The organism is Streptomyces sp. NPDC001880 (assembly GCF_053594575.1).
On sequence record NZ_JBSFET010000022.1, the window covers coordinates 80518 to 98309 of the forward strand.

General features: G+C 71.0%; 18 protein-coding genes and 2 pseudogenes. 18 read left to right on the forward strand and 2 right to left on the reverse strand.

Annotated elements, in window-relative coordinates:
• The first annotated feature begins 124 nt into the window (after nt 1-124).
• The 5 genes from ACWCQ6_RS15630 to ACWCQ6_RS15650 all read left to right on the forward strand — a co-directional run bounded on the left by ACWCQ6_RS15630 (nt 125) and on the right by ACWCQ6_RS15650 (nt 5823).
• On the forward strand, nt 125-1435 hold the full coding sequence (locus ACWCQ6_RS15630; RefSeq protein WP_451089396.1) for a DUF7144 family membrane protein: 1311 nt from the start codon (nt 125-127) through the stop codon (nt 1433-1435).
• A 653-nt stretch (nt 1436-2088) separates the two neighbouring features.
• Nucleotides 2089-2952, forward strand: a complete 864-nt coding sequence (locus ACWCQ6_RS15635; protein WP_451089398.1) for a Gfo/Idh/MocA family protein — start codon at nt 2089-2091, stop codon at nt 2950-2952.
• 343 nt (nt 2953-3295) lie between these two features.
• A complete protein-coding gene (locus ACWCQ6_RS15640; RefSeq protein WP_451089400.1) occupies nt 3296-4006 on the forward strand; it encodes a 4'-phosphopantetheinyl transferase family protein in 711 nt (236 codons plus the stop codon).
• A gap of 11 nt (nt 4007-4017) precedes the next feature.
• Nucleotides 4018-5160 carry a DmpA family aminopeptidase gene (locus ACWCQ6_RS15645; RefSeq protein WP_451089402.1) on the forward strand — a complete coding sequence of 381 codons (1143 nt, stop codon included), beginning with the start codon at nt 4018-4020 and terminating at the stop codon, nt 5158-5160.
• A 99-nt stretch (nt 5161-5259) separates the two neighbouring features.
• Nucleotides 5260-5823, forward strand: coding sequence for a hypothetical protein (locus ACWCQ6_RS15650; protein WP_451089404.1), 564 nt, complete (start codon nt 5260-5262; stop codon nt 5821-5823).
• 94 nt (nt 5824-5917) lie between these two features.
• Here the strand turns inward: ACWCQ6_RS15650 and ACWCQ6_RS15655 are convergent, their stop codons facing one another.
• The gene (locus tag ACWCQ6_RS15655) at nt 5918-6715 is read right to left on the reverse strand and encodes an acyl-CoA thioester hydrolase/BAAT C-terminal domain-containing protein (protein ID WP_451089406.1); all 798 of its coding nucleotides are present in this window, start codon (nt 6713-6715) and stop codon (nt 5918-5920) included.
• 163 nt (nt 6716-6878) lie between these two features.
• The gene (locus ACWCQ6_RS15660; RefSeq protein ID WP_451089408.1) at nt 6879-7763 is read right to left on the reverse strand and encodes an SIS domain-containing protein; all 885 of its coding nucleotides are present in this window, start codon (nt 7761-7763) and stop codon (nt 6879-6881) included.
• Between the two features lie 184 nt (nt 7764-7947).
• On the opposite strand from ACWCQ6_RS15660, the gene ACWCQ6_RS15665 reads away from it, so the two are divergent.
• The 13 genes and pseudogenes from ACWCQ6_RS15665 to ACWCQ6_RS15725 form a co-directional block, all read left to right on the forward strand.
• Nucleotides 7948-8748: a DeoR/GlpR family DNA-binding transcription regulator gene (locus tag ACWCQ6_RS15665; protein WP_451089410.1), complete on the forward strand. Its 801-nt coding sequence runs from the start codon at nt 7948-7950 to the stop codon at nt 8746-8748.
• Nucleotides 8749-9034: 286 nt separating this feature from the next.
• Nucleotides 9035-9283, forward strand: a pseudogene (locus ACWCQ6_RS15670) (gfo/Idh/MocA family oxidoreductase); the annotation flags it as partial.
• Nucleotides 9284-9648: 365 nt separating this feature from the next.
• Entirely contained in the window at nt 9649-10650 is a 1002-nt protein-coding gene (locus ACWCQ6_RS15675) for an MBL fold metallo-hydrolase (RefSeq protein ID WP_451089412.1), read from the forward strand.
• Nucleotides 10651-10712: 62 nt separating this feature from the next.
• Complete coding sequence (locus tag ACWCQ6_RS15680; RefSeq protein ID WP_451089414.1) at nt 10713-12074, forward strand: ATP-binding protein; 1362 nt, start codon at nt 10713-10715, stop codon at nt 12072-12074.
• Nucleotides 12071-12496, forward strand: a complete 426-nt coding sequence (locus tag ACWCQ6_RS15685; protein WP_072485914.1) for a roadblock/LC7 domain-containing protein — start codon at nt 12071-12073, stop codon at nt 12494-12496. The genes ACWCQ6_RS15680 and ACWCQ6_RS15685 overlap by 4 nt, the downstream gene beginning before the upstream one ends.
• Nucleotides 12493-12846 carry a DUF742 domain-containing protein gene (locus ACWCQ6_RS15690; protein WP_072485915.1) on the forward strand — a complete coding sequence of 118 codons (354 nt, stop codon included), beginning with the start codon at nt 12493-12495 and terminating at the stop codon, nt 12844-12846. Before ACWCQ6_RS15685 ends, ACWCQ6_RS15690 begins: the two co-directional genes overlap by 4 nt.
• The gene (locus ACWCQ6_RS15695; RefSeq protein WP_451089417.1) at nt 12824-13438 is read left to right on the forward strand and encodes a GTP-binding protein; all 615 of its coding nucleotides are present in this window, start codon (nt 12824-12826) and stop codon (nt 13436-13438) included. Before ACWCQ6_RS15690 ends, ACWCQ6_RS15695 begins: the two co-directional genes overlap by 23 nt.
• Complete coding sequence (locus ACWCQ6_RS15700) at nt 13435-14709, forward strand: cytochrome P450 (protein ID WP_451089419.1); 1275 nt, start codon at nt 13435-13437, stop codon at nt 14707-14709. The genes ACWCQ6_RS15695 and ACWCQ6_RS15700 overlap by 4 nt, the downstream gene beginning before the upstream one ends.
• A 104-nt stretch (nt 14710-14813) precedes the next feature.
• On the forward strand, nt 14814-15212 hold the full coding sequence (locus tag ACWCQ6_RS15705; RefSeq protein WP_451089421.1) for a cell division protein SepF: 399 nt from the start codon (nt 14814-14816) through the stop codon (nt 15210-15212).
• A 332-nt stretch (nt 15213-15544) separates the two neighbouring features.
• Nucleotides 15545-16090 (forward strand): annotated as a pseudogene (locus ACWCQ6_RS15710) (ATP-binding protein); the annotation flags it as partial.
• Nucleotides 16087-16455 (forward strand): nucleotide pyrophosphohydrolase, encoded by a 369-nt coding sequence (locus ACWCQ6_RS15715; RefSeq protein WP_451089423.1) that lies wholly within the window; start codon nt 16087-16089, stop codon nt 16453-16455. The pseudogene ACWCQ6_RS15710 and the gene ACWCQ6_RS15715, both read left to right, overlap by 4 nt.
• 123 nt (nt 16456-16578) lie before the next feature.
• Nucleotides 16579-17154 carry a DUF6099 family protein gene (locus ACWCQ6_RS15720; protein WP_451089425.1) on the forward strand — a complete coding sequence of 192 codons (576 nt, stop codon included), beginning with the start codon at nt 16579-16581 and terminating at the stop codon, nt 17152-17154.
• A gap of 58 nt (nt 17155-17212) precedes the next feature.
• Nucleotides 17213-17792, forward strand: a 580-nt coding sequence (locus ACWCQ6_RS15725) for an LLM class F420-dependent oxidoreductase (protein ID WP_451089427.1), incomplete at its 3' end; no start/stop codon positions are given.

Here is a 17792-nt window from a genome sequence, read left to right on the forward strand (position 1 = left end):
AGAGAAGGCAAGCCCGAGCACGGGTAAGGCCCTGCCCGCCACAGCGGGATGACGTCGGCTTCGGCGGACACCATGCACGCACGACGAAAATACGAAGAAAGGTGTCGAGTCGACTTCTCCCTGCGTGATCGACCCTGACCAGGAACCGTGGATTCTCGCGCGGCGCTTCACAAATCGACTGGCCGACGCCCTGGGTGACACCCTGCGTGATGTCGTGGTGGTGGGATCCGCCTCCCTCGGCGACTGGCAGGCGAACAGTGACATCGACCTCGTCTGTGTGGTGGAGCGGGAATTGGATTCACGGGCACGCGACGCCGTCTCACCGCTGCACGAGAACTCCAAGCATGAATACGGTCACACGATCGATGCGATGTATGTGACGAAGGACGGCCTGGCCAAGGGCCCCGACACCCTCCGGTTCGTCGCGGCGTCGGTCGCCGGGACCCTGCATCCCGAGTCGACGGACGGCCCGATGAACTGGGCGACCTGGCTCAACATCGTCCAGTCCGGCGTACGCGTCCCCCTCGCCGAGGACGGGGCGATGACGGCGGTGGATCCGAGGAACGCCGGGATGCCGATCGAGGAGGAGACCGCGCGCGACGGGGCGATCAGGTTCTCCCGCGCCAATCTCGACCAGTACTGGCACAACAGGATCACCCTGTCCGAACAGGGGACGGCAGCCAGGGGCGCACACGGGACGGGGGTTCACCCGGTTGCCAGGGACGGACCCCGGCCTCGCGGCCCTGCGCGTGGTGGACGCCCATGGCCGTCCGGGCATCGGGCCCGGCCCCGTGTACGGCCCAGTCGTGGACCTCATGCTTCCGCCGGCACGGGCGGTGAAGCAGCCGGGCTCCGGCACTCCAGGGTGGTGGCGGACTTTGCCCCGTTCGCGATGGGTGCGGTGGCGGCGCCGGGCGAATGCGGTGATCCTGGCAGGGGAACGTGGCTGTCTTCGCACGGGCCATGTGCGTCGGTGGCTGCGCCGTACAGGAAGGCGACGGCCATGACAGCGATGCCGAACAGGACACCGCCGAGGCACGGGGGGTCCGGCAGTGCGAAGCTCGACGGTGCGTCCCAGGTAGCCGGGGCCATGCTGATGCTCAGCGGGCCGCTCAGCATCCTCATGGGCGCATCCGGCATCGCAGAGGACAGCCTGTTCGCCGCCTCGACCCGGTATGCCTACCGGTTCGATCTCACGGCCTGGGGCGTGATCCATCTCGTGGTCGGTGTGGCGCTCGTCGTCGCCGGCCTGGCGATTCTGGCGAACAAGAGCTGGGGCCGCGGGGCCGGTGTGGCGGCGGCGGGGATCAGCCTGATCACACAGTTCATGTTCGTTCCGTACTACCCGGCGTGGGCCATCCCCGTCATGGCACTCGACCTCGTGATCCTGTTCGCGCTGACGAGGTTCCAGGTCGGAGCGGAAGCCGGTCGGTGAACCCGGGCGGGAGCACCGCCGACCGGCCGGCGGCGGACGCATGTCGCGGCCGTTATCGGAGGTGTCGCTGCGGGCGTCGTGCATCCCCGTGACGATCTCCTGCAGCCGGTCCTCGGTGAGGTGCGAGGGCCGGGCACCCCGTTCCGCCGGCCGGCGCAGCGCGATGGTGTGCAGCGTCTTCGGCGGACAGTCGGGGAAGCGCAGCATGTTGTCCTCGGGAAACCGGCTCGCCGGCCCGGGGTTGGCGGCCAGGAACTCCGCCATCCTGTCCGGGTACCCGGCGACGATCACGACCAGCCGGACGCGGTCGTTCTCCACGCGCGCGAGCAGCGTCAGAACGGCCTCGTCGCCGAACCCGCCTTGAGGTTCGGCCGCCTCGGCGCGGCCTTCGGCGCGCAGCGTCTCCATCGTCAACGGGAGCGCGTATATGGGCTCATTGATCGAGAGTGTGCCCATCCGTCGTATTTAGCCGGTCCGGAACCGAAGCCGAATGCGGTGAAGCGCCGGCGAGGGTGGCCGCCGGTCCGGCCGTGGCCGCCTCGTCTCCTGTTCGTCCCGCGTGGGAAACTCGGTCCTGCGCTGCGCAGGGGCGCCCCTCGCGTCCGGGAGGGTGCGGTTCTGCCAGCCTGTCACCTCGAAGGGAAGCTCTCCGGATGCGCATCGGGATCGTCGGCACCGACAACAGCCATGTCGACCAGATCGTCCGCCACCTCAACGTCGACGGGGCCGGCGGCGACGCGCGCGTCGTGGCACTCAGCGGCGGACGCGGCCGGCGCAACGAGGCGCTGGCGGCCACCGGAGGGATCGCGGAAGTCGTCGACGAGCCCGCGGAACTGCTGGGGCTGGTCGATGCCGTGGTCGTCGCGGACCGGGACGGCGCACGCCACCGGGAGCAGGCGATTCCCTTTCTGGCGGAGGGCCTTGCGGTCTTCGTCGACAAGCCCCTCGCCCGCACCGTCGAGGACGCCCAAGCCCTGATCGACACCGCGCGCGCCCACGACGCGCCGCTCACCTCGTCCTCGGCGCTCCGGTGGATTCCCGACACCGACGCTCTGGTGGCCCGGTCGGCCGCGGAAGGAAGGCCGGAGCTGGTCGTCGTCTCCGGGCCCGCCGATCCGGCCGGCGAGCACGGCGGGATCTTCTTCTACGGCATTCACGCGGTGGACATCGCTCTCCGGCTCGCCCCCGGCGAGATTTCCGGCGTCCGGACGGATGTCACCGACACCACGGTGGTCGCGTCGTTCACGGCCGGCGACACCCGCGTCGTCGTGAATCTCGTCAAGCCGGGCAGCACGGACCAGATTCCCTTCCACGCAATGGCGTTCACCCGGCAGAGCATGGCCCAGCAGACCATCGTTCCGGGTGCGGACTACTGCGTGCCCGGCCTCGAAGCGTTCCTGGAGATGGCCCGAACGGGCAGGCCGCCGATCGGCTACGGGGATCTGCTGCGCCCCATCGAGGTCCTGGAGACCGTCGCCACCGCACTGCGCCGGGCACCGGCCGACGCCCGGCCCTAGAGCGGGCACGGCATGGCCGGGTTGCGGCCGGGCCCGTCCGCGACAAGCTCACCCGCGAGTACCCGCGGGCCTTCGCGGACCCGCTGGGCGCTGCCGTGATCCGCGCCCCCGAGGCGCAACTCCGTCAATCGCCTCGGCGATCCTCATGGCCCTGTGCGCCACGCGGATCCGCCGGCCGAGGCTCGCCGAGTCCTGGGACGAGGGGGAGGTTGGCGAGGAGGCCGCTGACGGCGGCGTTGTGTCCGATGCGACACTGTGGAGTCGGCGTTCGTGCCCATCGGACGGTGGGCACGAACGCCCGACACCAGGCAGGACGGGGGAGTCCAGCCGGTAAGGGGAGATCATGATCGAGAAAATCCTGCCGTCCCGGGTAGCGGTGGCAGAGGCGTTCTCCGACCTGTCCGACGCCGTGCTCCTGCCCGGTGAAAAGGAGCTGACCCGCGGTTTCGTGGAGAAGCGGCGCAAGGAGTTCACCACGACGCGGCACTGCGCCCGCCGCGCACTCGGCTCGCTCGGCATCGCTCCCGTCCCCATCCTCAAGGGCGAACGGGGCGCCCCGCTCTGGCCGGAGAACACGGTCGGAAGCCTGACCCACTGCACCGGCTACCGAGCCGCTGCCGTGGCCCACCGGCCGGATGTCCTCACCGTCGGCATCGACGCCGAGCAACACGCGCCACTGCCCGGCGACGTGCACAACAGCATCGCCCTGGCGACCGAGCAGCGACGCGAGCGCGAACTGCGCCTGGAACACCCGCGGATCCACTGGGACCGTCTGCTGTTCAGCGCGAAGGAGGCGGTCTACAAGGCGTGGTTCCCGCTCACCCGCCGTTGGCTGGGCTTCGAGGAGGCCGACATCGAGCTCCGCCCCGACGGCAGCTTCACCGCCGAACTGCTGGCCTCCGACCGGCAGCCGGCGCCAGGGACGGGGGCGCGGGCGGTCCCGGCGGCTTTCCACGGCCGCTGGCTGTCCGAGAACGGGCTGCTGCTGACCGCGATCGTCATCGACAACGCCGCCGGTGATCAGGGTCTGTCCGGCGGACAGGTGTTCCCGTAACCTCTGTCCGCATGAGCGGAGATCACCAGGGCGAACACCGCAGGCGCGCACGCGAGTCGGGCATCCCCCTGACCGGTGAGCCGGGGCCGTGGAACGCGATCACGGACGTGCCCGGTGTCGAGGTCGGGTACGTCACCCTCATCGACGGCGACGACGTACGCACCGGAGTGACCGCACTTCTGCCGCGCGGCCGGGACGGTGTGGGCACCCCCTGCGCGGCCGGCTGGCACTCGTTCAACGGCAACGGCGAGATGACCGGGACCGCCTGGATCGAGGAGAGCGGCTCGCTCGCGGTTCCGGTGGTCATCACCAATACGTACGCGGTCGGCCCGGTGCACCGGGGTGTGGTCGAGTGGGTGCGCGCCAACTGCCGTGGCATGGCTCCCGAGTGGCTGCTGCCGGTCGTCACGGAGACCTGGGACGGCCACCTCAACGACATCCACGGTCCGGCCGTGGAGTCCCGGCACGCGGCTGCCGCGATCGAGGCGGCGGCGTCCGGCCCGGTCGAGGAGGGATGCGTCGGTGGCGGGACGGGCATGCGCTGCTACGGCTTCAAGGGCGGCTCGGGCACCGCGTCGCGCGTGGTGGAGTACGGCGAGGACCGGTACACCGTCGGTGTCTTCGTTCAGGCGAACTTCGGCGCGCGGCGCGAACTGGTGGTGGCCGGCGTACCGGTGGGGCGCGAGCTGACCGACCCGGTCGAGGAGCAGCCCCCCGCGGCGGAGCCCGACGGGGAGCGCCCCGTGCCGCCCGGCGCGGGTTCGGTGATCGTGGTGGTGGCGACCGACGCACCGCTGCTGCCGGGCCAGTGCAAGGCGCTGGCCCGTCGGGTGACGCTCGGCCTGGCCCGTACCGGCACCACCGGCAGCCACTTCTCCGGAGATCTCTTCCTGGCCTTCTCCACGGCCAACCCGACCGCACTGACCAGTACGTTTCCCGAGGACGACGGCAGCGCGCCCTACGAGTCGATGCGCTTCGTTCCCTGGGGCCGGATGGACCCCTTCTACGGAGCGGTGGTCGAGTCGGTGGAGGAGGCGGTGCTCAATGTGCTCACCGGTGCGCACTCGATGACCGGCCGGGCCGGACACCACGTACCGGCACTTCCGCTGGAGCAGGTGACGGAACTCCTGGCGGCCCGGGGAGCGGTGTCGTAGTGCCCTCGGCGTCATGGCCTTCGTCCTCTTGAGGCTCCCACGGCCGTTCCGCGGCGGGCTCGCTGGCCCGGCACAGCTTCGTCGGCCATACTGCCCGCCGTGGAGCAGCGCATAGATCCGAACACTCAGCCCGGATACGCCGCAGGGACAGACCCGGCGTTCATCCCCGGTCTCACGGCCCCCGTCACGGCCGGGAAACCGGATTCGAGCCTGGAGCAGACAGACCTGGAGCAGACAGACCTGGAGCAGACAGAACCGGAGCAGACAGAACCGGAACAGACGGAGCCGGAGCAGGAAGGGACGCGGGAGCGGGAGTCCGACGCCGCCGAAGCCGGGGCCGACGCGGAGAAGGCCCCGGCGGCGGACGAGAAGGAGGCGGAGGACGGGCCCTCGTTCGAGGTGAGCGACCGCCGCGGTTCCATCACCGCGGACCGTGTGGGCGTCCGGTTCCGGCTGGACGACCAGGAGGCCGAGTGGCGGTGGGACGAGATCGGCGCGGTCGAGGTGAAGACCCCCCGGTTCGGCCGCCGGTTCACCGTGACGGTCCACATGTCGACCCGCCGGTGGTTCAACGCCGAGGTCGAGGCACCGGCCAGGAGCAGCCTCAAGGAGTGGGCGGCGGAACTCGACGAGGTTCTGGACGCCTACTTCGAGGAGTCCTGACCGCGGCGGTGTCGTGTGAAGGCCGGGGCCGGCGGACGGAACGACCGCCGGCCCCCTCATGTACCGCCGGCCCTCTCGCCTGTCGTCGGCCTCCTCACGCGCCCTCGGCCGGAGCGCGTGTGCCGCGCAGCGCGTCGAGTATGTGGGGCCAGGCGGCCGCCCCGAGGGCCGCGTCCGCCGCGGTCGAACCTCCGTACAGGAACTGCGTGGAGGCGGGCGCAGGGCCCTCGCCCGGCAGTCGTGGGCGGTGGCCCGCGTCGGGGCCGCTGATGATCCGTACGGGCAGCCCGGCCGCTCGGCGGCGGGCGGCCAGCTCCTCGGCGGAGCGCAGCGATGGCCACATCTCGTCGTCGCCGCCCGCGACCAGGACGAGCTCGGCACCCGACCTCTCCACCGGGATTCCCGCCGCGTCGACGTGGCGGGCGTACCTGCGCCGGCTCTGCTCGTACCAGCCGAGGACGGCCACGGGACCGCCTTCGGGCCGTCCGGACGTCGGCGCCCAGGTGTCGTCGAGGGGGACGAAGGGCAGCGGCTCGCCGCGCCAGGTCCAGGAGGACCGGTACGGCCGGTCCTGCCCGTCCCGGCCGGGGCCCACGTTCGCCCAGGTCACCGAAGTGGGCGAGAGCGCCACCACGGCGTCGACACCGGGCAGGAGCACTGACAGGTGCAGGGCGGCCTCCGCACCCTTGGACGTACCGAGGACGCCGATCCGCCGTGCGCCGCCCGCGCGGAGCACCCCGATCGCGGACTCGAACGTCTCCAGCGGGACCTCGCAGATGCCCGGTGGCTGTCCGGAGCCCCCGAACCAGCGGACCGACAGGGCGGCCATGCCCTCCCGGGCCAGGAGCCTGCACCGCTCCTCCTCGACGCGTCCGCTGGACCCGGACAGCACCAGGACCCCGACCTCGCAGCCGGGTACCGGCGCGCCCGCGGGCCTTGCGAGATACCCCTCGCGAACGCCCTGGCGGAGGGCTTCATGAGGGGTTTCGCGAGCAGCCTCGCGAGTGCCTTCGCCAGGGTCGCTGAAGGTGCGCTCGACGATGTGCACCGGCCGGTCAGGCGTCCGTGAGCACGACCGAGCGGGTCAGGTGGCGGGGGCTGTCCGGGTCCAGACCGCGGGCGGCGGCGCGGGCGATCGCCAGACGCTGCACGCGCACCAGCTCGGCCAACGGGTCCAGACCGCTCTCCACCCAGCGGGCGCCGGTCGCCAGCACCTGCTCCTCAAGGCCCTCGGGGGCGGCGCCGAACATCCAGGTCGCGGTGCCCGAGGTAGCGATGCTGATGGGACCGTGGCGGTACTCCATCGCGGGGTACGACTCGGTCCAGGACAGCGACGCCTCCTTCATCTTGAGCGCCGCCTCGTTGGCGAGCCCCGCCGTCCAGCCGCGGCCGAGGAAGCTGAACTGGGTGCAGTCCACCAGGCCTTCGGGCAGCGGCTCGGCCAGCGCGGTCTCCGCGTCGCGCACCACGTCCTCGGTGTGCAGACCCAGGTGGGCGCGGAGCAGGGTGAGCGCGGTGGTGGCGAACCGGGTCTGCACGACGGACTGCTCGTCGGCGAAGTCGAGCACGACGACGTCGTCGGCGGCCGTCATGACCGGGGTGTTCGGGTCGGCGGTGACGGCCACTGTGCGGGTGGCACCACGCAGACGGTCGAGCAGCTCCAGCACCTCGGTCGTGGTTCCCGAGCGGGTGAGGGCGACGACCCGGTCGTAGCCCCGGCCGAGCGGGAACTCCGAGGCGGCGAAGGCGTCGGACTCGCCCTGACCGGACCCCTCGCGGAGCGCGGCGTACGCCTGAGCCATGTAGAACGAGGTGCCGCAGCCGACGACCGCGATGCGCTCGCCTGCGGCGGGCAGAGCGGCCGACTGCGTCCGGGCCAGCTCGGCGGCGCGACGCCAGCACTCCGGCTGACTGGCTGTCTCGATCTCGACGAATGACACTTTTGCACTCCGTACTCGTGATGGGATGCTCGTTTGTGCACGTTATATGTGACCTGCGAGCATTATCAAGCATCGTGATTGCGGGAGCTTGACTCGGCGGAGCCTTGTGCGACGCTTGCGCGTGTCCGGTGACCGTACCCAAGGGGACGGGTGCCCGAAGCCCGGGTTCGTAAGGAGAGTTGCCTTGTCCAGGGATGCCCGGTGGAACGCGCTGCTGGAGTTCGTCGGCAAGAACGGCCGGGTGGACGTCGAGGACGCCGCCACCACGCTGGACGTCTCGGCCGCGACCATCCGCCGTGACCTGGACCAGCTCGCCGAGCAGCAGCTGCTCACCCGCACCCGGGGCGGCGCGGTGGCGCACGGCGTCAGTTACGAGCTGGCCCTGCGCTACAAGACCGGGCGCCATGCCCCGGAGAAGCAGGCGATCGGCCGCGCGGTCTCCGAACTGGTGGCAGTCGGCGAGGTGGTGGGACTGACCGGTGGTACGACGCTGACCGAGGTGGCCCGTTCGCTGGCGGTGCGCTCCGACATCGTGGGCGACAGCGCGGCCCACATGGGCGGCCAGCCGACCCTGACCGTGGTCACCAACGCCCTGAACATCGCCAACGAACTGGTGATCCGGCCGCAGATCAAGATCGTGGTGACCGGTGGGGTGGCCAGGCCGCAGTCGTACGAGCTGACCGGCCCGCTGGCCAGCGGGGTGCTGGGCGAGATCACGCTGGATGTCGCCGTGCTGGGTGTCAACGCCATCGACACCGAGCGCGGTGCGTACGTCCACCACGAGGGCGAGGCCAGCATCAACCGGCTGCTCGCCCAGCAGGCGCAGCGGGTGGTCGTGGCCGCCGACTCCTCGAAGATCGGCAAGCGGGCCTTTGCCCGGGTCTGTGATCTGGGGCAGGTCGACTTCCTGGTCACCGACAAGGGGATCACACCCCCGGCGAGCGCCCGCTTCGCGGAGGCCGGTGTCACCGTCATCGCCGTGTGAGGAGGCGGCGGCCGGGGCGGCGCCGTCCGAAGGTACGTCGAACGTGCAGGTGCCTCCTCCGTCTCTGCTCCACGCCTCCGACGTGCCCGATTATGGGTTTCGGCGGGGGCGAATCGGACACCGACCAAGACTTCGATGTCCTTGGATGTTCGTTACCCGCGTTAAATGAACAACTCTTGCCATCGGGTTGCATGTCGTGAACCATGAGACTGTCGCTGTGAGGGAGCAACGGCCGCACTGCCACCGGTGCGTGTTGCAGTCGTGATCGTGGCGCCGAGTTCGAGTGGCCGACATCACCTGCCGGGTGCCCGAGGCCGAGGGCTCGCACGGCGGCGGGGACAGCCGGATCATGGAGGAGCTCTGCCGGTTCGTGCGTGACGGGGGCGTCACCGACACCTCACCGGTCGCCGCCCGGATGAGCGTCGCCGCCGGTGTGCTCGCGACCCGCTCCCTGCGCGAGGGCGGTGCGCCCTTCGAGGTACCGGCCCTCGACCCGGAGCCGGTCGCCCACTTCGAGGGCGGCCAGGTCCGCTGACCGGCGGCCGGCACGACGGGTGCGACCGGTGCGAACGGTTCGGCGCTCGGGAGACCTCCGGGAGCAGTGCCTTCCAGCACTTTCCCCGGAGCTCTCTCTATGGCTGTTTTCAGCCATGCTCGGTGGGTAATCGGCTCGTTCCGGTTTGACGGTCGCTCGGTGGGTGTGTGCCGAGACGTGTGACAACGTCGGAAGGTTTGGTGCGGATTGTCCGGAAGATGGCAGGCGAGGGTGAGGTGATCCAGTCTCGTAGGGTCACCATGCCCTCGCCGTCGAGGAGTGTGAGCGATCAATTTGCGCCAATATGATCTCCGGGCGGCCGGGCTCGAACACGTGGCCGGAATTCGGTCGGCATAATCGCGTCCATGTCGATCACGGGTGGAGACGTCGTTGACCTGGGGCGGGGCCTTTACGCTTGGCTCCCGCCGAAACGGGGCTGGGGGCTGGCCAACTGCGGTCTGCTCGTCTCGTCCCGCGGTGCACTCTGGATCGACACCCCGTACGACGCCGTGCTGGCCGGCCAGTTCCTGGCCGAGTCCACCAAGCTGCTGCCCGACGGCGTCGGCATCGACCGGGTGATCGTCACCCATGCGAACGGGGACCACTTCTGGGGTGCGGGTGTGCTCCCGGACGCGGAGATCATCGCCACCCGCGAGGCCCGCGAGCACATCCACTACGAACCCACGCCGAAGCAGCAGCACGCCCTCGTCGCCGCAGGAGATCCGGCCACCCCGCTCGGCAGCTACCTCGCCCGGCACTTCGGCCGCTTCGACTGGTCGCAGACCGAACCGGTCGTGCCGACCACCTACTTCACCGGTGAGCTCGAACTGACGCTGGGGGAGTACCCGGTCCAGATCTCCGCGTTGCCGTCCGCACACACCACCGGCGACCTGATGGTCCATCTGCCCGCGCAGGACGCCGTGTTCACCGGGGACATCATCTTCTCCTCCACCCCGGAGCAGCCGGGCGACCACCCGGTGCACTGGGCGGGCCCGCTGAGCAATCTGATCTCGGCCTGCGAACGGGTGCTGGCCACCGGCGCCGGTACCGTCGTCCCGGGACACGGTCCGCTCCTCGACCGGCCCGGGGTCCGCGACCACATCGTGTACCTGGAGTACGTACGTGAGCGTGCCCACGCCTTCCACACGGAGGGGGTTCCCGCCGTCGAGGCAGCCCGCCGGGTCATCGGTGAGGGGCGCTACCCGGAACTGGGCCTTCCCGAACGGCTGGTGGTGACCATCGGCAGCGAGTACCGGCAGCTCGACGGCTCCGAACTGCCCGGAGTGCTCCAGGTGATGACCGAGGTCGCCGTGGTCGCTCAAGAACTGGAGCGGCCGCATGAGCAGGCCCGCCCCACGGAGCAGTAGGCCGGGCCCCGGCCGCCGCTTCGGCCGGAAGACCGATCCGACAACAGAAACGCGGTGACGGCATGGGATGGATAGTGGCGGTGATCGCCGTCGCCGCTGCCGTGGCGGCAGCGGTCCGCGCGCACAACTCGGCGCGTGCCGAGAACATCGCCCTGGCCCGCGCCGAGCTGGCCGAACGGCAGTCGAAGGCCGCCGACGCCCGCACCGCGGCCCTCAACGACGAGATCCGTCAGCTGGCCCGCAACCGGATACCCGTCGCCGCGCTCGCCCTCTCCCACCCCACCGCCAAGGTCCCCGGACTGCGCGAGGCGGCCGAGGTCGACGGCGATTCCGCGCGGCTGCTCACCGAGGCGGTGCAGGCCGCCCGCGAGGCCGTCGTCGAGGAGCGCGGGCGCATCGACGCGGCCGCCCGCGCGGCGATGCGCGGCACCTCCGCCAAGATCCAGTCCCTGCTCAACCAGTCCCAGCAGTTGCTGCACGAGCTCCAGCACGAGTACGACGACCCGCGGATCCTGCAACTCGACTTCCGCAACGAACTGGCGCTGCGGCGCACCCAGGCCACCGCGGTGCTCTGCGACGCCTGGCCCGGCCTCGCCCGTCAGAACTCGCCGCTCGTCGAGATCGTGCTCGGTGCCCAGTCCCGGGTCGCCGGCTACGAACGCATCAAGGTCGCTAACCATCTGCGCGACGAACGGCTCGCGCTCGTCGCCCGCGCCGCCGAACCCCTCGCCATCGCACTGGCCGAACTCCTGGCCAACGCCACCGCCTACTCGCACCCCGACACCGATGTCCAGGTCACCGTCCAGCAGAGCGGCGGCCGGGGCGCGTTCCTGGTGGTCGACGACGCGGGCATCGGCATGGACGACGACGCGCTCGACCGGGCACGGGCCCTGCTGGCGGGACCGCCCGAGGTCCTGCTGACCGAGCTGGGCGATCCGCCGCAGACCGGCTTCGCCGTCGTCGGCCGGCTGGTGCTGCGGTACGGCTTCAAGTGCCACATCGAGGCTTCGCCGTTCGGCGGGATGCGTACGATCCTGCGCGTCCCCGCCCATCTGCTGACCGTGATGGAGGAGGACCACAGCCTCTCCGCCCTCGCCCCGAAGCCGGTGCAGGCGCAGGCCGCTTCCGCCCCGACCGAGCAGGAGACCTTCCCCGTGCCGCAACCCGCCGGCGGGGAGGCTGCCGCGCTGCCCAGCCGGCGCCGACGCACCCCGCGTCCGGCCCCGGCCCGCCCCGCGCCCGCCGACGCCGCCCCGGACCGGGAACAGGTGCCCCGTACACCGGAGCAGGCCGGGGCTTCCTGGGCGGCACTCCAGCAGGGCACCCTCAACGGCAGGAGCGTCGCCGGGCGGCCAACCGCACCGGCACCGGACGACCACGACCACCCGGACGACCGGGACGAGCAAGGAGACGACCAGACGTGAGCGCCCCCACTTCCACCACCGGTGACCTCGCATGGGTGCTGACCCCGCTGCTGGAGCTGCCCGGAGTCCAGCACGCCGTGGTCGCCACCGGAGACGGCCTCGTCGAAGGCGCCTCGCCCGGCCTGGACCGGGCCTCCGGCGAACGCGTCGCCGCCATGACCGCCACGCTGCACGCCGCGGCGCGCGCGTTCACCACGGCATTCACCGATGTCGAGGCACCGCGCCTGGCCCAGACGGTCGTCGAGTCCGACCAGGGCTTCGCCATCGTGGTACCGGCCGGGAACAACACCACACTCGCCCTGTTCGCGGAACCCGGTGCCAAGCTCGGCGACATCGCGTACCAGATGCAGGTGCAGGTCACCGCCCTGACCCGGGCGATGAACGCACCCGCCCGCCGGCCGGACACCGCAGCCCGGCCATGACCTCCGGCCCGGGGCGCCGTCTGATACCCGCCTATCTGGTCACCGGCGGCCGGACCCGGCCCGCCGGCCCCGCGCTCGACCGGCTCGACGTACTCGTACGCGCCGACACCGAGCTGCCCCCGGACACCGGCTCTGAACAGCGAAGACTCTGCGAGCTGCTCGAACCGGGGGCACTCACCGTCGTCGAGTGCGCGGCCCATCTGGACCTGCCGGTCAGCGCCACCGTCTTCCTGGCCACGGACCTCGCGGCCGCCGGACATCTGCACACCCGACCGCCCATCCCCAGTGCCGGGGAGATCGACCGGTCGCTCGTCGAGAGGCTGCTCGTTGGACTCCGCTCCCTCCACTGACCGCACCGGCGTCGGCTATCTGCCGCCCGCGGCCCGGACCCTGATGAAGCTGGTCGTCACGGGGCCGTTCGGCGTCGGCAAGACCACCCTGATCCGGACGTTGTCGGAGATCGCCACGCTCCACACCGAAGAGGCGATGACCCAGTCCAGCACCCGGTTCGACGACACCGCCGGGCTGCCGGACAAGACCACGACCACCGTCGCCATCGACTTCGGCCGGCTCACCGTCCTGGACGACCTGGTGCTCTACATGTTCGGCACCCCCGGCCAGCAGCGCTTCCTGCCGCTCTGGGAGGACATCGCGCGCGGTGCGCTCGGCGCACTCGTCCTGGTCGACACCCGCAGGCTCGCCGACTCCTTCGCGGTCATGGACTTGGTCGAGGAGCAGGGGCTGCCGTACGCGGTCGCGGTCAACCGCTTCCCCGACGCCCCCGCCCACCCCGACGAGGTCCTGCGCACACACCTCGACCTCGCGCCCGAGACCCCGCTGGTGCAGTGCGACGCCCGCGAACGCCGCGGCAGCATCGACGCACTGATCGCGCTGGCCGAGCACGTGCTCACCCGGATGCCCAGGCCCGAGGACCCGTCATGACACCGTTCGCACAGCCGCCGCAGCCCCTCGCCCTGTACGGTCCGGAATTCGCCGCCGACCCGCAGAGCCACTACCGGCGGCTGCGCGAACACGGCCCGCTCGCGCCCGTCCGGCTCGCCCCCGGCATCGACGCCCTGCTGGTCACCGACTACCAGGCCGCCGTCGATCTGCTGCGCGACACCCACACCTTCACCAAGGACCCGCGCGCCTGGCAGGCCACCGTCCCCGAGGACTCGCCTGTCCTGCCGATGCTCGGCTACCGGCCCACCGCGCTCTTCAGCGACGGCGACGTGCACGCCCGCTACCGCGACGCCATCAACGACAGCCTCGCCCTGATCGAACCGCACGTCCTGAGGGCCGAGGTCGCCCGGGTCGCCCAGCGGCTCATCGGCGAATTCGCCGCCACCGGAAACGGCGACCTCATCGCCCAGTACGCCCGACGTCTTCCGCTGCACGTCCTCGTCACCTGTTTCGGCGTGCCGCCGGGCGACGGCGAACGCATCGTCAACGGCGTCGCGGGCATGTTCAACTCGGCCGAGGACGCCGCCACCGCCTACGCCGACCTCGTCGAGGTCGTCACCGGACTGGTCGCCGACCGACGGGCCCGGCCGCGCCGCGACCTCACCTCGTACCTCCTCGGCCACCCGGCGAATCTGGACAATGACGAGACTGTGCGTCAGATCACCCTCATCATGAGCGCGGGCCACGATCCGACCACGAATCTGATCGGCAACGCACTGCTGCACATGCTCACCGACGCCCGCTACGCCGGTTCGCTGCACGGCGGCGCGATGACGGCGTACGAGGCGATCGACGAGGTCCTCTGGCAGGACCCGCCGCTGGCCAATCTCGCGGCCCACTACCCGCGGCACGACACGGAGTTCCACGGTGTGCGACTGCGCGCCGGACAACTCCTCCTGGTCTCCTACGCCGCGGCCAACACCCGCTCCGTGCCCGGTCTTTCGGACCTCGCGGTCCGCTCCGGGGCCAGTGCCCACCTCGCCTGGTCCGCGGGTCCGCACCGGTGCCCGGCGAAGCAGCCGGCGCTGCTCATCGCCATGACCGCGATCGAGCAGCTCACCAGTCAGCTGTGCGACACGGAACTGGCCGTTCCGGTCGGTGAGCTGAAGTGGCGTCCGGGACCCTTCCACCGTGCGCTGGTCCGGCTTCCGGTACGGTTCACCCCCGTCGACATGAGTGCGGAAGCGCACCGGCTCAGGGCCGCAGGGGAAGCCGCGGACGGGGCGCCGGCGGTGTCGATCGGGCCATGAACCGTGTCGGTGGTACGCCGAACGGGTGAGTGGCGAGAGAATTGCCCGATGAACAGCGAGCGCAGCCGGCGCAACGCCGACCGAAGCACAGACGGGGTGGTCCGGTGAGCAGGTACGACAGGTACGACGTCACGGACGAGCAGTGGGAGGGGCTTGCCCAGGTCGTGCCTCTGCGCAGCCGCAACGAGTGGCCGTCCAGGGTGGATCACCGCACGGTCCCCGACGAGAGCCCGGCGTCGGAGCAGCGGCGACTCGTCGTGCTGCGGGTCCAGGTCTTCGCGGACGCACGGGAGGTGGCCGAGTACCTGGTCGCCCAGATCCCGGTGCTGCTCGACCTGACCAGCGCCGAGGCGGACGTCGCCAAGCGCATCCTGGACTTCACCAGTGGGGTGGTCTTCGGTCTCGGCAGCGGAATGCACCGGGTCGACCGGAATGTCTTCCTGCTGTCGCCGGTCGGCATGGAGGTCGAGGGAGTCACGGCGGCGGGCCTTCCCGGTTCCTAGGGCGGTTTTCGAAGGTGGCGTCGTCCGCCCGGAGCCGGGGCGTCTGGTGCGTGCGATCGCGAGGCGGAGGGAGGAGAGCGCAGCGGACTGCGCCGACGACCGACAACGCGGCGAGCAATGGGGTCTCCCCTGCTCGAGCGAAGCCGAGAGCTTGGGGAAGTGCCGGGCGTTCCCGGCCGGGCGGGATTTTCGGAACACGCCCTGGTCCGCGGGAGGGTAGCCCGGCCGGGCGGGAGCGAGCCGGTTCACGTACTCCCATCGTAGGAAGGTCGTTCAGGCGGAACGGCTCGCCGGTCCATGGCCCGCATACCGTTCGCCCATGACCGCACGTGTGCGAACCGCAGCCGCAGCGGATGCGTGCCCCCGTGCCGGCCGGTGACGACAGGCTGCGACGCGGCTGCGACAACCTCGCGGCGGCGCTGGAGCGTACGTACACGCAGTGCGCCCAGCGTCATGCCCGGCTGGTCGCAGCGGCGGACGCCTGATGCGCGGGGCCGGTGACCGCGCTGGGTGTCGAGCGGCTCATGGACGGATCGCTGCGGGCGACGGTCGGGCGGGGCGGGGGACGGTCCACCCCGGTCGGACGGCTGGGGGACGGCGAACCGAGGTATCTCGCACACGCCCTCGTGCTGCTCACCGGCCCCGGGGGACTGGAGGTGGACGCCGCGGGGGAGGTGCCGTCGGCCCTGCAGACCCTCACCGTGCCGGCCGACGGACTCGACCGTGACCTGGACGGCAGACAGCTGCGCGAACTGCTGTCCCTGGCCGTGTCGGTCGGGGCGGCCGGACACCTCGGACTGGTCGGGACGGTCACGGAGCCGGGCGCGGCAAGGGCCAGGGAGACGCCCGAGGTGACGGTGGTAGACCTGGAGCCGTGACAGAACTCGATGTACGCGCCCTGCAGAGACGGCTCGCCGCGTTCGCGGCCGCACGGGACTGGGAGCAGTACCACACCCCGAAGAACCTGGCGGCGGCGCTGAGCGTCGAGGCGTCCGAACTGGTGGAGATCTTCCAGTGGCTGACGCCGGAGGAATCGGCGCGGGTGATGGAGCGGCCCGAGACGGCGCACCGGGTCGCGGACGAGGTCGCGGATGTCCTCGCGTACTTGCTGCAGTTCTGCGAGGTGCTGGGGATCGACGCGCTCACGGCACTGTCGGAGAAGATCGACCGGAACGAGTCCCGCTTCCCGGTGCCGGGACGCCAGGACTCCCCGGAATCAAGCGACCGTCACTCTTCGGAGTGATCGACTTATCAACAATCGAGTTGGTGTCCACAGATTTCCGAATTCCCCTGGCTTTTCGGTACCAGTGACCTCACTGTGGGTAATGAATGAGGTGAGCGGCTTTTCGTATGGACGGGGGAACGCATGGAAGCGGAACGGCTTGTAGGGGTCAGCCGGCGTGCTCTGGCTCAGAGCCGGGGGACACCGGACATCATCGCGGAGGCCTGGCAGGCGCAGGCGCTGGCCCAGGCGATCGGCAGCCGCCTGGCAGCCGAAGGGCCCAAGGAGTTACGGGGCGAGGCGCGCGGGCTGAGCGAGATCGGCGGGCGGAGCGGCGGGGCGCTGGACCACCCGGCGGCGCGGGCCGGGGTGGCGCGGGCCACGCAGCTCTCCGGGCTCACCGAGCCCCGGGCGACGCTGACGGGGCTGGGCACGCTGCTCGGGGAAGTGGGGATGGCGCTGGTCGGGGTGGCCTGCGAGACCGATGAGCAGGGGCTCTACTGGCAGTGCATGGAGGCGATCGACGCGGCCGACGAGTCCATGGACCGGGTGCACGGAATGCTCCGCCGTCTCGACGAGCAGGACAGGGAGCGGCAGCAGGATCTGGAGCGCGGCCGGGGGCGGGACGGCCCGTGCGGTGCGCGCGGCCCGCACGGTGCGATCGGCGGAGCAGCCGGCACGACCGTGGCCGGCCGCAGCCGTTCAGGGCTCCGGGAGTGAGCGGGCGGGGAGTTCGCAGGAGGCCGGCGACCGGTGTCCGGAGGTGCAGGATGGAGGCATGGATCTTCGAATCTTCACCGAGCCCCAGCAAGGGGCGAGCTACGACACCCTGCTCACCGTTGCCAGAGCGACCGAGGACCTCGGCTTCGACGCCTTCTACCGCTCCGACCACTACCTCCGCATGGGGCCGGGGGACGGGCTGCCCGGCCCGACCGACGCGTGGATCACGCTGGCCGGGCTGGCGCGTGAGACCAGGCGGATCCGGCTCGGCACATTGATGACCGCGGGGACCTTCCGGCTTCCCGGCGTGCTGGCCATCCAGGTCGCGCAGGTCGACCAGATGTCCGGCGGGCGCATCGAGCTCGGTCTCGGCGCCGGTTGGTTCGAGGAGGAGCACAAGGCCTACGGCATTCCGTTCCCCAAGGAGAAGTTCGGCAGGCTGGAGGAGCAGCTGGAGATCATCACCGGGCTGTGGGCGACCGGGATCGGCGAGACGTTCAGCTTCGACGGCACCTACTACCAGCTCACCGATTCCCCCGCGTTGCCCAAGCCTGCGCAGTCCAGGGTGCCGGTGCTGATCGGCGGTCACGGTGCGACGCGCACACCGCGGCTGGCAGCCCGCTACGCGAGCGAGTTCA

What these genes read in the sequence shown, in the direction of transcription:
- ACWCQ6_RS15635 (WP_451089398.1), top strand. Translation starts at nt 2,089, where the DNA reads ATGCGCATCGGGATCGTCGGCACCGACAACAGCCATGTCGACCAGATC.
- ACWCQ6_RS15640 (WP_451089400.1), top strand. Translation starts at nt 3,296, where the DNA reads ATGATCGAGAAAATCCTGCCGTCCCGGGTAGCGGTGGCAGAGGCGTTC.
- ACWCQ6_RS15645 (WP_451089402.1), top strand. Translation starts at nt 4,018, where the DNA reads ATGAGCGGAGATCACCAGGGCGAACACCGCAGGCGCGCACGCGAGTCG.
- ACWCQ6_RS15675 (WP_451089412.1), top strand. Translation starts at nt 9,649, where the DNA reads ATGTCGATCACGGGTGGAGACGTCGTTGACCTGGGGCGGGGCCTTTAC.
- ACWCQ6_RS15680 (WP_451089414.1), top strand. Translation starts at nt 10,713, where the DNA reads ATGGGATGGATAGTGGCGGTGATCGCCGTCGCCGCTGCCGTGGCGGCA.
- ACWCQ6_RS15690 (WP_072485915.1), top strand. Translation starts at nt 12,493, where the DNA reads ATGACCTCCGGCCCGGGGCGCCGTCTGATACCCGCCTATCTGGTCACC.
- ACWCQ6_RS15700 (WP_451089419.1), top strand. Translation starts at nt 13,435, where the DNA reads ATGACACCGTTCGCACAGCCGCCGCAGCCCCTCGCCCTGTACGGTCCG.
- ACWCQ6_RS15720 (WP_451089425.1), top strand. Translation starts at nt 16,579, where the DNA reads ATGGAAGCGGAACGGCTTGTAGGGGTCAGCCGGCGTGCTCTGGCTCAG.